This is a genomic window from Brachybacterium sp. (assembly GCF_052095815.1).
In the GTDB taxonomy this organism is placed as follows: Bacteria; Actinomycetota; Actinomycetes; order Actinomycetales; family Dermabacteraceae; genus Brachybacterium.
In genome coordinates, this window is sequence record NZ_JBQDLF010000004.1 from 30,148 (window position 1) to 42,571 (window position 12,424).

Here is a 12,424-nt window from a genome sequence, read left to right on the forward strand (position 1 = left end):
GGCGTCTCCGTGACGCCTCACCAGTATGGCGCGCCGGGTCCAGCCCCGGCGCCGCGGAGGTCGCCACGGCGCCCGTGCCGACCGGACCGCACCGCCCCTGCGACCGGTGTGCGTCCGAGGTCCCTGCCCCCCGCGCCGGTGCGCCCCCTATCCTGGAGCGACATCCCGGCGTCGCCGGGCCCGGACGGAAAGGGGTGAGCAGATGGCATCGCGCCGCATCTCGCTGGGGATGCCGACACCACGCAGGACCGACGAGACCGCGTCCGAGCTGCCCGACACCTCGGACCGTCCTGACACGCCTGCTCTCGCCGACCGGTTCGGCCGGGAGGCGACGGACCTCCGCCTCTCGCTCACGGATTTCTGCAACCTGCGCTGCACCTACTGCATGCCCGCGTCCGGGATGACGTTCCTGAAGAAGGATCAGCTGCTGAGCGTGGACGAGGTGGTGCGCCTGGTGCGGATCGGGGTGGAGCGCCTGGGCATCGACCAGGTGCGCTTCACCGGCGGCGAGCCGCTGACCCGCCCCGATCTCGAGCAGATCATCGCGGGCGTCGCCGCGCTCCCCCAGCGCCCGGACATCTCGCTGACCACCAATGCGATCGGCCTGGACCATCGCGCCGCACCACTGCGCGAAGCGGGGCTGGACCGGATCAACGTCTCCCTCGACTCCGTGGTGTCCGAGACCTTCGAGCGGCTGACCCGACGCCCGCTGCTGCACCGGGTGCTGGACGGGATCGAGGGTGCCCGGCAGGCCGGGCTCGACCCGATCAAGGTCAATGCTGTCCTCCTGCCCGGCGTCAACGACCATGAGCTGCCTGATCTGCTGGACTGGTGCCTGGACCGGGATCTGCAGCTGCGCGTGATCGAGCAGATGCCGCTGGATGCGGACCACATCTGGGACCGCAGCTCGATGCTCACCGCCGGCGACATGCAGGCACTGCTGGCCCCCCGCTACGTCCTCACCCCGGTGGCCGAGGCCCGGAACGGTGCACCGGCGGAGCTGTTCGAGGTCGAGGACCGCGCCACCGGTCGCCATCGCGGACGGGTCGGCATCATCGCCTCGGTCACCCGGCCCTTCTGCGCCGACTGCCGACGCACCCGCCTCACCGCCGAGGGCCGGGTACGCACCTGCCTGTTCTCCCGTGAGGAGACGGATCTGCGCGGCGCGCTGCGCTCCGGGGCCGAGGACGAGACCATCGCCGAGATCTGGCGCGCCGCCCAGTGGGGCAAGAAGGCCGGTCACGGCATGGACCGCGAGGACTTCGTGCAGCCGGAGCGCCCGATGAGCGCGATCGGCGGCTGAGAGAGGACGAGATGACCAGCATCGACATCACCACCGAGGGAACCACCGGCGGGACCACCGAGGGCTCCCCCGCCACCGCACCGCGCATCGCCGTGCGGCTGTTCGCGGGGGCCGCCGCCGAATACGGGGCCGACGCCACGACCGTCCGGGCGGCGACCGTGCAGGACGCCGTGGACGCGCTGCTGGCAGATGCCTCCGCGGAGGCTGCCCGCGTGATCGGCCGCTCGAGCTTCCTGATCAACGCCGTGGCCTGCACGGACCGCACCCAGGTTCTCGCTGGCGGCGACCGGATGGATGTGCTCCCGCCCTTCGCCGGAGGGTGAACCCTCTCGCGGCGCACTCCGAGCGCGACCTTGCAGTCACTCTGGCGGCGCAGTCACTCCGGCAGCGTCACCGCGATCCCGCTGCCCTCCACTGCGCCGAAGCCGCCGCGCAGCGAGCGCACGGAGATGCCCCTCCCCGCCAGCACCTGCTGCGCGCTCGCCGAACGTGAGCCGGCCGCGCAGTAGAGCACGGTGCCCTCAAGCGCCGCTGACGCGCTCGACGAGTCCGTCGGTCCGTGCTGCGCGAGCAGCTCGGCCATCGGCACGTGCTCGGCGCCGCGCACCATCCCGCCGGCCAGTTCATGAGCCTCCCGGATGTCGATCACCCGCACCCCGGCGGCCAGCAGCGCCGGCAGCTCGGCGACGGTGAGCTCATCGGTCGCGGGCCCCGTCGGCCCCGGCAGCCCGCAGGTCACCATCACGTCCTCGACCTCGCTCACCGCGAGGCGCTGCGGGTCCCGGGCCAGCGGCAGCTCGTCCCAGCGGGCGCGGAGCGCGTCATAGAGGGCGAGGCGGCCGAAGAGCACGTCCCCGAGGCCGGCCAGGACCTTGACCGCCTCCATCGCCATGGTCGCGCCGATCACCCCGCACAGCATCCCGAGCACTCCGGCCTCGGAGCAGCTGGGGACCTCCCCGGGCCGGGGCGGGACCGGGTGCACGTCGCGGTATGTCACCCCGCGGCCGCTCGCTCCCCAGAACACGCTGACCTGTCCGGAGAACGCCAGGATCGATCCCCACACCAGGGGGAGGTCGAGGATCTCGCACGCGTCGGAGGCCATATAGCGGGTGGGGAAGTTATCGGTGCCATCGAGCACGAGATGGTGGCCGGAGAGCTTCTCGAGCGCATTGGCGGGGGTGACCGTCTCGACCTCCGCCCGCACGGAGATCTCCGGGTTCAGCGCCTGCAGCCGTTCTGCCGCGGCGATCGCCTTGGAGCGGCCCACGTCCGCATCGCCGAAGAGCACCTGCCGGTGCAGGTTGGTCGTGTCAACGGTATCCGGATCGAACACCGTGATCTCCCCGATCCCGGCCGCGGCCAGATAGGAGAGCACCGGCGCTCCGAGGCCGCCGGCGCCAATCACCGCGACCCGTGAGGCGGCAAGCCGCCGCTGCCCGAGGGCGCCCAGCTGCGGCAGGCGCATCTGGCGGAGGTAGCGCTCCGGGAGCCCCGCCGCCACCTCCGCAGCCGGTGCGATCGCGAGGTCGCCGATGTCCGGCAGCCCGCGTCCACGTCCGGACTCCGGTCGCCGTGCCGCCCCGGGCGAAGGCCGCTCCCCTGTGCCGGGCGAAGTGACCGCTCGGGAACCTTCGATATGCACAGACCTCTCGAAATCTCCATGTCTTTCCACCATGTGAGGTAGTCTCCCCCACGGCCACGCACTGTGGCAGGTGGATAACGATTCGGCCATGGAGCCGATCCCGGCGCGAAGATGCGTGTCCGAGTGACCTACAGTGCAGAAACCTGCTCAGAGGACCCGCGCGGTTGCGGACCGAGCACCGATCATGTGAGGAATTCTGACGATGCGATCACCTTCGTCTGCCTGGAGTCGTCTGAGCTGCCGTGAGGGCGCCCGGATGCTCGGCGTCCCCGGTGCGATGATCCCGAATCTCATCTCGGGAGTCCGTGCATGACCAAGTACATCCTGCGGCGGTTCGTCAACTACCTGATCCTCACGGTGATCGCGACCGTGTTCTCGTACATCGCCGCGAGCCTCTTCTTCTACCCGCGCCGGCGCTACCTCGGGGTCAACCCTCCGATCCCCGAGGAGTCGGTCGACGGCATCCTCAGCGCCTACGGCGTCAACGACAAGGACCCGGTGCTGCTGCGCACCTGGTGGTGGATCGAACGCGTCCTGTTCGAGCCGCTCTCGCAGAAGCTGGGTCAGGACCTCCAGGGGAACTGGGTCATCAACGAGATCGTCGGACGCGCCGGGACCAGCCTCCGCCTGCTCCTGCTGGGCGCTCTGCTGGCTGCGCTCCTCGGCGTCACCCTCGGCGTCTGGGGCGCGGTGCGGCAGTACAAGGCATCCGACCAGATCGTCTCCTACGCCTCCTTCATCCTGATCTCGACCCCGACCTTCGTCGGCGGCGTGATCCTGATGATCCTGGCGACGAACTTCAACCAGCTGCTGGGCTTCCAGGTGATCCGCTTCACCGGGTCCTACACGCCTGGCATCACAGGGTTCTTCCCCCAGCTATGGGACGGGTTCGTGCATCTGCTGCTGCCCACGATCGCGCTGATGCTGTTCGGCGCGGCCGGCTACTCCCGCTATCAGCGCTCGCTGATGCTGGACGTGCTGGGCAGCGACTTCATCCGCACTGCCCGGGCGAAGGGCGCCACCCGCAACCATGCCTTGGTCAAGCACGGGGTGCGCGTCGCGCTGATCCCGATGTCGACCTATTTCGCCTACAGCTTCGGCACCCTGGTCGCGGGCTCGGCGTTCCTCGAGATCATCTTCTCGTGGGAGGGCATGGGGAAATACGGCATCGTCGCCGTCCAGACCTCCGACGTCAATGCGCTGGCCGGCAACGTCTGCTTCACCGCGATCCTGCTGCTGTTCAGCTCCACCCTGTCCGAAGTGCTGTACGCGGCGCTCGACCCGAGAGTGAGGGTCTGACATGTCGATGAACGCACAGCAGCCCGCTGACCACAGCGCCGATCTCGCCGAGGACATCGAGCCCACGGCGAGCCTGATCGCCGATTCGGCCGGTGGCTCACCCGCCTCGCCGCAGCAGGCGCACCGCCCGATCTCTCGTGGCCGCCTGGTATGGCGCCGTCTGAAGAGCAAGCCGAACTTCTACATCGGCGGCGCGATCGTGGCCGCGATCGTGGCCTTCGCCCTCTTCGGCGACTTCTTCAACATCTACACCCAGGGTCAGCAGGACTCGTTCAACTTCAACTCCCCGCCGAGCGCGCAGCACTTCTTCGGCACGGATGCGATCGGGGTGGATCTGTACGCCTCGATGACCTCGGCGCTGCGCACCTCGCTGCTGATCGGCTTCCTCGCGGCCCCCACCGCCACGCTGGTCGCGGCGGTCATGGGGTCGTTGGCCGGCTATCTCGGCGGGCCGTTCGAGATGTTCACGAACTGGCTGATCAACCTGCTGCTGGTGCTGCCGGTCTTCTACGTCCTGATGATCGTCTCCCCCGCGATCGCTGATCCGAGCAACCTGCCCGGCGCGATCCAGTGGCTCGGCTTCATGCCCGCCTGGGGCCTGCTGGTCATCGCGATCGGCCTGTTCAGCTGGATGATCATGGCCCAGATCGTGAAGAACCAGACCAAGTCGCTCAAGGAGCGCGAGTACGTCAAGGCCGCCCGCTACATGGGCGTGAGCACCCCGACCATCCTGCGCCGCCACATCATCCCCAACGTCGCCTCGCTGCTGATCATCGACGGCGCCCTCGGCGTCGCCGGCGCGATCCTGGCCGAGACCTCGCTGTCCTTCTTCGGCCTGGGGATCCAGGCTCCAGACGTCTCCCTGGGAACCCTGCTGCAGGACGGCACCGGCGCTGCGGTCTCCCGGCCCTGGCTGTTCATCATCCCCGCATCGTTCCTGATCGCCCTGCTGACCGGAGTCGCGCTCGTGGGCGACGCCCTGCGCGATGCCATCGACCCCACCAGTGAGGTGAACCGTGCTTGAGCCACTGCTGCAGGTCAAGGACCTGACCGTCACCTTCCCGAACGCGAAGGGCGGCGTCCGCGCCGTGCGCGGCGTCGACTACACCGTGGACGAGGGCGAGTTCCTCGGCATCGTCGGCGAATCCGGCTCCGGGAAGTCTGTCTCCTCCCTCGCGGTGATGGGACTGCTCCCGTCCTCCGCGAAGATCACCGGCGACATCACCTTCCGCGGTGAGTCGCTGCTGGGGATGAGCGACCGTGCGCTGTCGAAGCTGCGCGGCCGCGAGATGGCGATGATCTTCCAGGATCCGCTCTCTGCGCTGACGCCCGTCTACACCGTGGGCCAGCAGATCGTGGAGGCGCTGACCCTCCACGACAAGAGCATCCCTCAGCGCAGCGCGGAGAAGCGCGCCGTCGAGCTGCTGAAGATCGTCGGGATCCCCGCGGCGGAGCGTCGTGTCAAAGCCTTCCCCCACGAATTCTCCGGCGGTATGCGCCAGCGCGCGATGATCGCGATCGCGATCGCCAACGACCCGGCGCTGATCGTCGCGGACGAGCCCACCACCGCGCTGGATGTGACCATCCAGGCGCAGATCCTCGAGGTCCTGCAGAAGGCCAAGGAGGTCACCGGCGCAGCCGTCGTGCTGATCACCCACGACCTCGGCGTGGTCGCCGGCAATGTGGACCGCGTCGCCGTGATGTACGCGGGCAAGCTCGTCGAGAAGGGCCCCGTCGAGGAAGTCTTCCACTCCCCGCGGATGCCGTACACGATGGGCCTGCTGCGCTCGGTGCCGAACATGCTCACCGCTGGCAAGGAGAGGCTGGTGCCTCTCGAGGGGCGACCGCCGAACCTCGCGAACCTGCCCGTGGGCTGCCCGTTCGCGGATCGCTGCCCGGCGGTCCAGGATCGTTGCCGCACCACCGAGCCGGAGCTCCTCGCGGAGCTCGGCGACGGCCGCGAGGTCGCCTGCCACCGGTCCGACGAGATCGCTGCGGGCACTCTGAAGCCCTCGGACATCTTCCCGCGCCCCCCGCACGAGGAGCGTGCGGTCAAGGACTCCACCGGCCTGGAGCCGGTGGTCCGGGCAGAGGATCTGATCCGTCACTTCCCGCTGTACAAGGGGTCGGTGTTCCGCCGCGTGGTCGGCAAGGTCAAGGCCGTCGACGGAGTGGACTTCGAAGTCCTGCCGGGCGAGACCCTGGGCCTGGTGGGCGAGTCCGGTTCGGGCAAGTCCACCACCGCGCTCGAGATCATGGAGCTGGTCAGCCCGCAGCGCGGCAGCCTCGAGGTGACGGGCAAGGACGTCAGCACGCTCTCCCGGAGCGAACGGCTGGCGATGCGCCAGGACGTGCAGATCGTCTTCCAGGACCCGATGGCGGCGGTGGACCCGCGCATGCCCGTCGGCGACATCGTCGCGGAGCCGCTGACGGTCCATAAGGTCCCCCGCGCCGAACGCGACCGCCGCGTGGTGGAGATGCTCGAGCTGGTGGGCCTGGACCCGGAGATGACCGACCGCTACCCGCACGAGTTCTCGGGCGGTCAGCGCCAGCGCATCGGCATCGCCCGCTCGCTGATCACCAACCCCAAGGTGCTGGTGCTCGACGAGCCGGTCTCCGCCCTCGACGTCTCGGTCCAGGCCGGCGTCGTCAACCTGCTCGAGGATCTGCGCGACCGGATGGGACTGTCCTATCTGTTCGTCGCGCATGACCTCGCGATCGTCCGGGAGATCGCCGACAAGATCGCGGTGATGTACCTGGGCAGGATCGTCGAGTACGGCCCGGTGCAGGAGGTGTACGAGACCCCTCGTCACCCCTACACCCGTGCGCTCATGAGCGCGGTGCCGGTGCCGGATCCGACGATCGAGCGTGAACGCCGACGGATCCTGCTCACGGGAGACCTCCCCAGCCCCACCGAGGACATCCCCGGCTGCAACTTCGCCTCGCGCTGCCCGTTGTTCCGGATGCTCGACGAGACCCGCCAGGCGCAGTGCCTCGGCGATGATCCGGCAGCGATCGTGCACGGGAAGTCCAAGGTGGCCTGCCATCACGTCGAGGAGATCCATCGGCTCGATGATGTGGACATCTCCGCCCTGTCCCCCACCCCCGGCGACTGACGCGCCGCGTCCAGCGCCCCCAGAACCGCAGTACCCACCCCACGACCCCGAGACCCCGTGCCGAGCAGCACATCTCACCCAGGAAGAGAGAAACCCATGAAGATCACGAGCACTCGTCGTCTTTTCCTCGCCGGAACCGGCGTGGTCGGCTCCGCCGCCGCCCTCGCCGCGTGCGGCGGCCAGGCCACCGAGGAGGAGCAGCAGTCGCAGGCTGCTGAGGAGAACGACAAGGCTGCGGAGGAACAGGGGGAGCTGCCTTCGACCGCCTGGGAGCGCATGGAGTACGACCAGGTCCCCGACGGTGGATCCCTGCGCAAGGCCATCCTCACCTTCCCGGCCAACTGGAACCGCAGCCAGGTCGACGGCAACAACGCCGACACCTCCGACATCGCCGACCCCTGCGGAGGTGGCGGCGAGCTCATCCTCTCCGAGACCGGTGAGAAGTCGCTGAACCCCGACTACATCGAGTCCGCAGAGATGACCTCCGAGGACCCGCAGACCATCGCCGTCAAGTTCAACCCGAACGGGAAGTGGGACGACGGCACCCCGATCGTGGTCGAGGACCTCATCGCGCAGTGGAAGGCGCTGAACGGCACCAACGAGGAGTTCCTCGTCGTCTCCACCGTGGGCTGGGACCAGATCGAGTCGATCACCCAGACCGATGACGAGTACTCCGCAGAGATCGTATTCTCCAGCCCGTTCATCGACTGGATCACCGTGCTCCACCCCGTGTCCCCGGCGTCGGTGTACGCCGACCCGGAGACCTTCAACACCGGCTTCGCCGATGGCCCGACCCCGGGCAAGGGCCCCTTCAAGGTCGGGACCATGGACCAGGGCGGCGGCGTGGTCACCCTCGAGCGCAACGAGCACTGGTGGGGTCGTGCGCCGAAGCTGGAGACCGTCATCTTCCAGGTCGTCGACCAGACCACCCAGCCCCAGTCCTTCGCCAACGGCGAGATCGACTGGCTCGAAGTCGGCACCGGCGACGTGCTCAGCCAGGCGAAGACCCGTTCGGATGCAACCATCCAGGCCACCAACGGCCTGACCTGGACGCACCTGACGATCAACGTCAATGGCGGCGACGGCCTCCTCGAGGACGTCAAGGTCCGCGAGGCGATGGCTCGTGGCATCGACCGCGACGCCATCGGCCGCGCCGTGGTGGGCCCGCTCGAGGCCCCGATCGTGCTGGTCGACAACTTCGTCTACATGCCCGGCCAGGACGGCTACCAGGACTCCTACGAGTCCATGGGCAGCCTCACCTTCGACCCCGAGGCTGCGGGCAAGATCCTCGACGAGGCCGGTTGGGCGCTCGAGGGCGACAAGCGCACCAAGGACGGCAAGGGGCTGGACCTCAGTGTCATCATTCCCGCGGACACCAAGTCGAACTCCGACCGTGCCCGTCAGGTGCAGACGAACCTCAACGCGATCGGCTTCAACGTCGAGCTGCAGACGGTGCCGTCCGACGGCTACTTCCCCGACTACGTCATGCCGAAGTCCTTCGACATGGTGACCTTCTCGTGGGTGGGCACCGCCTTCCCCGAGACCTCCTCGGTGAACCTCATGTACCCGCTCGAGTCGGGTCAGAACTACACCGGCTTCGCCGACGATCGCCTCGGGCCGCTCAATGAGCAGATCAAGGGTGCCTTCGATGAGGAGGAGCGTCGCAAGGTCGCCAATGAGATCTCGACGATCATCGCCGAGTCCTTCGTGGTCATCCCCTTCTACGCGACTCCGATCATCTTCGCGGTGAAGAACGGCGTCGTGAACACCGGTGCCTCGCAGTTCGAGACCACCGACTGGACCCAGGTCGGTATCAAGGCCTGATCGACGTATCGCGAGCTTGCGAGGGACAGGAGACCAGGCGGAAGATTCAGTCTGATCGACGAACTCTCAAGAGCAGGGGCCGGACCGCAGCAGCGGTTCGGCCCCTTCTCTGTGCCACGCAGAGCGTGTGGTGCCCGCGTCAGCAGGCTCTGTGGCTCACAGCACGATGCGCGCCACGGCGAACACCGCGAACACCGCCACCACCGCGATCTGCACGATGTTGGGCCGCGTGGTCATCACCGCGCCGGTGTCAGCGTCGGTCCCGGCTGCGCGGTCCAGCGCGGGCTGTCCCGGCTGCCCCTCGCGGCGGTCCTGCCAGCGCTCCCAGCGCAGCTTGATCACGGCGGACCGGCTGGACTGCTGGTCGTTGACCAGGCGCTCCTGCGGGGTGAGCCGTCGGCCGCGCAGATCCTGCTCATGGATCTGTGCCTGCCGCCGCCAGGGCGCATCCCGGCTCAGCGCCGGGGCGTTCCAGGCGGTGATGGTCTTCGTCGTGCCGTCGCGGCCCGCGGTCTCGAGGCGCAGCATCGCGCCGACCCGCACTTCTTCGATCATCGCGAAGGGGATCTGGTGGGTGACCACGATGTTGCGCACCTCGACGGAGTCCTCGTGGAGGACCACCCGCGGTGCCCACAGCACCATCCACACCAGCGCCATGATCAGCAGCAGCACCGGCAGGGTCAGCACACCCTGCCAGCCCGCGCGGACTACTGCGTCGATGGCAAGACCGAGACCGAGCAGCCCGACGACCGCACAGAGCACTGTCGCCCCGTGAGGGCGCAGGTGGAGGGTGCCTCCCGGATCGTGAACGGGGGCTGGGCTGGTGGACGGCATGGAGCCACGGTAATGCAGGGGCGGCTCAGATCCTGAGCACGGCCACCGTGCCGTCCGCGGCGTCGATGTCCCTGCGCAGCACGATCGCATCAGCTCGCCCATAGGGGGCAAGGCGCCGCCCGGGCAGCAGGTCGACCACCTCCCGGCCGTCGGCCCCGAGGCGCAGCCTCCCGGGCAGCGCATACACAGTGCCGGGTCGGCGATGCCCGTGATCTGCGGCGGTGTCGCCGAGCGGCATCCTGCGCGGGGCGGCGCGCTCCCCCACCAGCAGGGGACGGATGAACAGGTGGTAGCCGACCAATGCCCCCACCGGGGTGCCGGGAAGGTGGACGACGGGCACCCCGCCGCGGAGCAGTCCCCACCCTTGCGGTCCGCCGGGGCGCAGTGCGAGATGCTCGAAGCGGGAGGTGCTGCTGCCGTGCTCGCCGAGCAGGGTCTTGACCACGTCGAAGGCGCCGTGGCCGATCCCGCCGGTGGTGAGCACGAGGTCGGACTCCGCCGCGGCCCTGGTGAGCGTCTCACGAAGCTGGGTGTGGTCGTCGCTGCTGTGCAGCGGGGGCAGTGCCTGCGCGCCGTCGACCTCCAACGCCGCGGCGAGCATCGTGCCGTTGGATTCGCGCACGCTGCCGATCGCAGTCGCCTCAGCGGCGAGCTCGTCCCCGGTGACCACCACGGTCACCCGGTGGCGGCGGCGCACCGGCAGCTGGGCGAGTCCGAGCGCGCGGGCCAGTCCTACCAGTCCCGGTCCCACGAGGTCTCCCTCCCCGGCGAGCAGCTCGTCCGCAGCGACCTCCTCGCCGGGGAAGCGCACGTGGCGCCCGGCGGCGGGAAGGGCATCGAGGGTGAGGGTCACGGCGGCGGGGACCCGTCCGAAGGGGTCGGCATCCGTCGCCTCGACCTCGATCACGGCGTCCGCTCCTGCCGGGACCGCTCCGCCGGTCATGATCCGGGCGGCGGTGCCGAGCGCCAGGGCTCGGACCTGACCGGGGCGGGCGGGGATCTCGGTGCTCACCGGGAGGGTGGTGGCGCCCGGCGCCTTCAGGTCCGCACGACGCACGGCGAAGCCGTCCATCGCGGCGATGGGCAGGGCCGGCATCGCCTCGGGGCTGCGAACCTCAGCGGCGAGATACCGGCCTCTCGCCTGCTGGAGCGGCACCTGCTCGGTCTCGAGCGGCAGCGTGATCTCGCGGGTCAGGAGCTCACGCCACTGCCACGGCGAGAGACGGTGGGCGCTCATGGTCCTCCAGGGGTAGTGTCCGGGCAGGCGATCGCTCCATGATCCCCCATCGCCGGCCCCGCGAACCCGACCATCGACCTTCTGCCGTGGCCACTGCCAGGTGCGGGGTGCATGATGGGTCCATGCGTGAGATTCGTTTCGACCGCTTCGGCGGCCCAGAGGTCCTGACCCTGCACACCGACGCCCCCACCCCTGAGCCCGCGCCCGACGAGGTGCTCGTTCAGGTGCTGTTCGCGGGCCTGAACCCGCTGGACTTCAAGATCCGCGACGGCTCCTCCGGGCGGGCGAAGGATCTGCCGCTGCCGGCGGGCACCGGTCGGGAGATGGTCGGCACCGTGGTCGGGGCCGGCTCCGGGCTCGATCAGGCCGAGCTGGGCTCTCGCGGCCTCACCGAGGGCACGCGGGTGTTCGGGATGCGCGGCCCCGGCGATCACCGCGGGGTGGCCGCCGAGGTGATCGCGATCTCGGCGGATGACCTCGCCCCAGTGCCCGGGGAGATCCCCGAGGAGGACCTGCCGCGCTGGGCGGGGCTGGCGCTGGTGGGACTCACCGCGATCGCCACCGTGCGGGACACCGCCGGGATCGAGAAGGGCGAGACGGTGCTGATCCACGGTGGCAGCGGCGGGGTGGGACAGCTGCTGATCCCGATGGCGCTCGAGGCCGGCGCCTCTGCCGTCTATGCCACCGGACGGTCCGCGAACGTCGAGCGGATCCGTGAGCTCGGCGCGGTGCCCATCCCCTATGACACCGGCGAGTGGGGCTCCGAGCTGCAGCGCCTCACGGAAGGCCGCGGGGTCGACGTCGTGCTCGACACCCACTATCACGCGACTTTCCTGCCCAGCCTCGACCAGCTCGCCCCCGGCGGCCGGATCGTCGCCCTGCCCACGCTCGCGGATCTCACCCCGGCGCTCGAGCGGGGCATCGAGGCTAGGATCCCGTCGATCGTGCAGAGCCGGGAGCGGCTGGACCGCCTGGCTCAGGGCATCCGCGCTGGTCGCTACCCGCTCGAGGTCTCCGAGGTGCTGCCCATGAGTCAGATCGACCAGGCGCATGTGCGGCTCCAGGAGGGCCACACCCGCGGGAAGCTGGTGCTGGACATCGGCGCCTGAGCCGCGGGGCACGTACCGGCTCGCGGCGGTGAGCCCGGACACATGTCCAGCAGGTACCCT

10 protein-coding genes are annotated in these 12,424 nt (G+C 69.4%); 7 read left to right on the plus strand and 3 right to left on the minus strand.

Features of this window, described 5'->3' with window-relative positions:
* Nucleotides 1-202: 202 nt before the first annotated feature.
* Together moaA and ACTH43_RS02650 are read left to right on the plus strand one after the other, a co-directional pair.
* Complete coding sequence (gene moaA / locus ACTH43_RS02645; protein ID WP_441443374.1) at nt 203-1,303, plus strand: GTP 3',8-cyclase MoaA; 1,101 nt, start codon at nt 203-205, stop codon at nt 1,301-1,303.
* Between the two features lie 11 nt (nt 1,304-1,314).
* Nucleotides 1,315-1,626, plus strand: coding sequence for a MoaD/ThiS family protein (locus ACTH43_RS02650; RefSeq protein WP_441443375.1), 312 nt, complete (start codon nt 1,315-1,317; stop codon nt 1,624-1,626).
* A 53-nt stretch (nt 1,627-1,679) separates the two neighbouring features.
* On the opposite strand, the gene ACTH43_RS02655 is transcribed toward ACTH43_RS02650, so the two are convergent.
* Nucleotides 1,680-2,768, minus strand: a complete 1,089-nt coding sequence (locus ACTH43_RS02655) for a ThiF family adenylyltransferase (protein WP_441443376.1) — start codon at nt 2,766-2,768, stop codon at nt 1,680-1,682.
* A 486-nt stretch (nt 2,769-3,254) separates the two neighbouring features.
* Between ACTH43_RS02655 and ACTH43_RS02660 the strand changes: the two genes are divergently transcribed.
* The 4 genes from ACTH43_RS02660 (at nt 3,255) to ACTH43_RS02675 (ending at nt 9,184) form a co-directional block, all read left to right on the plus strand.
* Nucleotides 3,255-4,244, plus strand: coding sequence for an ABC transporter permease (locus ACTH43_RS02660; RefSeq protein ID WP_441443377.1), 990 nt, complete (start codon nt 3,255-3,257; stop codon nt 4,242-4,244).
* Nucleotide 4,245: 1 nt separating this feature from the next.
* Nucleotides 4,246-5,268 (plus strand): ABC transporter permease, encoded by a 1,023-nt coding sequence (locus ACTH43_RS02665; RefSeq protein WP_441443378.1) that lies wholly within the window; start codon nt 4,246-4,248, stop codon nt 5,266-5,268.
* A complete protein-coding gene (locus ACTH43_RS02670; protein WP_441443379.1) occupies nt 5,261-7,360 on the plus strand; it encodes an ABC transporter ATP-binding protein in 2,100 nt (699 codons plus the stop codon). The genes ACTH43_RS02665 and ACTH43_RS02670 overlap by 8 nt, the downstream gene beginning before the upstream one ends.
* 96 nt (nt 7,361-7,456) lie before the next feature.
* Nucleotides 7,457-9,184, plus strand: a complete 1,728-nt coding sequence (locus ACTH43_RS02675) for an ABC transporter family substrate-binding protein (RefSeq protein ID WP_441443380.1) — start codon at nt 7,457-7,459, stop codon at nt 9,182-9,184.
* Between the two features lie 156 nt (nt 9,185-9,340).
* Here ACTH43_RS02675 and ACTH43_RS02680 read toward each other — a convergent pair whose 3' ends face one another.
* Nucleotides 9,341-10,018, minus strand: coding sequence for a PH domain-containing protein (locus ACTH43_RS02680; RefSeq protein WP_441443381.1), 678 nt, complete (start codon nt 10,016-10,018; stop codon nt 9,341-9,343).
* A 25-nt stretch (nt 10,019-10,043) separates the two neighbouring features.
* Nucleotides 10,044-11,255, minus strand: coding sequence for a molybdopterin molybdotransferase MoeA (locus ACTH43_RS02685; protein ID WP_441443382.1), 1,212 nt, complete (start codon nt 11,253-11,255; stop codon nt 10,044-10,046).
* Nucleotides 11,256-11,377: 122 nt separating this feature from the next.
* On the opposite strand from ACTH43_RS02685, the gene ACTH43_RS02690 reads away from it, so the two are divergent.
* On the plus strand, nt 11,378-12,364 hold the full coding sequence (locus ACTH43_RS02690; protein WP_441443383.1) for an NADP-dependent oxidoreductase: 987 nt from the start codon (nt 11,378-11,380) through the stop codon (nt 12,362-12,364).
* Nucleotides 12,365-12,424: the final 60 nt, after the last annotated feature.

Coding starts and splice junctions, on each gene's coding strand:
- ACTH43_RS02675 (WP_441443380.1), top strand. CDS start 7,457: ATGAAGATCACGAGCACTCGTCGTCTTTTCCTCGCCGGAACCGGCGTG.
- ACTH43_RS02690 (WP_441443383.1), top strand. CDS start 11,378: ATGCGTGAGATTCGTTTCGACCGCTTCGGCGGCCCAGAGGTCCTGACC.
- ACTH43_RS02660 (WP_441443377.1), top strand. CDS start 3,255: ATGACCAAGTACATCCTGCGGCGGTTCGTCAACTACCTGATCCTCACG.
- moaA (WP_441443374.1), top strand. CDS start 203: ATGGCATCGCGCCGCATCTCGCTGGGGATGCCGACACCACGCAGGACC.
- ACTH43_RS02665 (WP_441443378.1), top strand. CDS start 4,246: ATGTCGATGAACGCACAGCAGCCCGCTGACCACAGCGCCGATCTCGCC.
- ACTH43_RS02680 (WP_441443381.1), bottom strand. CDS start 10,018: ATGCCGTCCACCAGCCCAGCCCCCGTTCACGATCCGGGAGGCACCCTC.
- ACTH43_RS02685 (WP_441443382.1), bottom strand. CDS start 11,255: ATGAGCGCCCACCGTCTCTCGCCGTGGCAGTGGCGTGAGCTCCTGACC.
- ACTH43_RS02655 (WP_441443376.1), bottom strand. CDS start 2,768: ATGCGCCTGCCGCAGCTGGGCGCCCTCGGGCAGCGGCGGCTTGCCGCC.
- ACTH43_RS02650 (WP_441443375.1), top strand. CDS start 1,315: ATGACCAGCATCGACATCACCACCGAGGGAACCACCGGCGGGACCACC.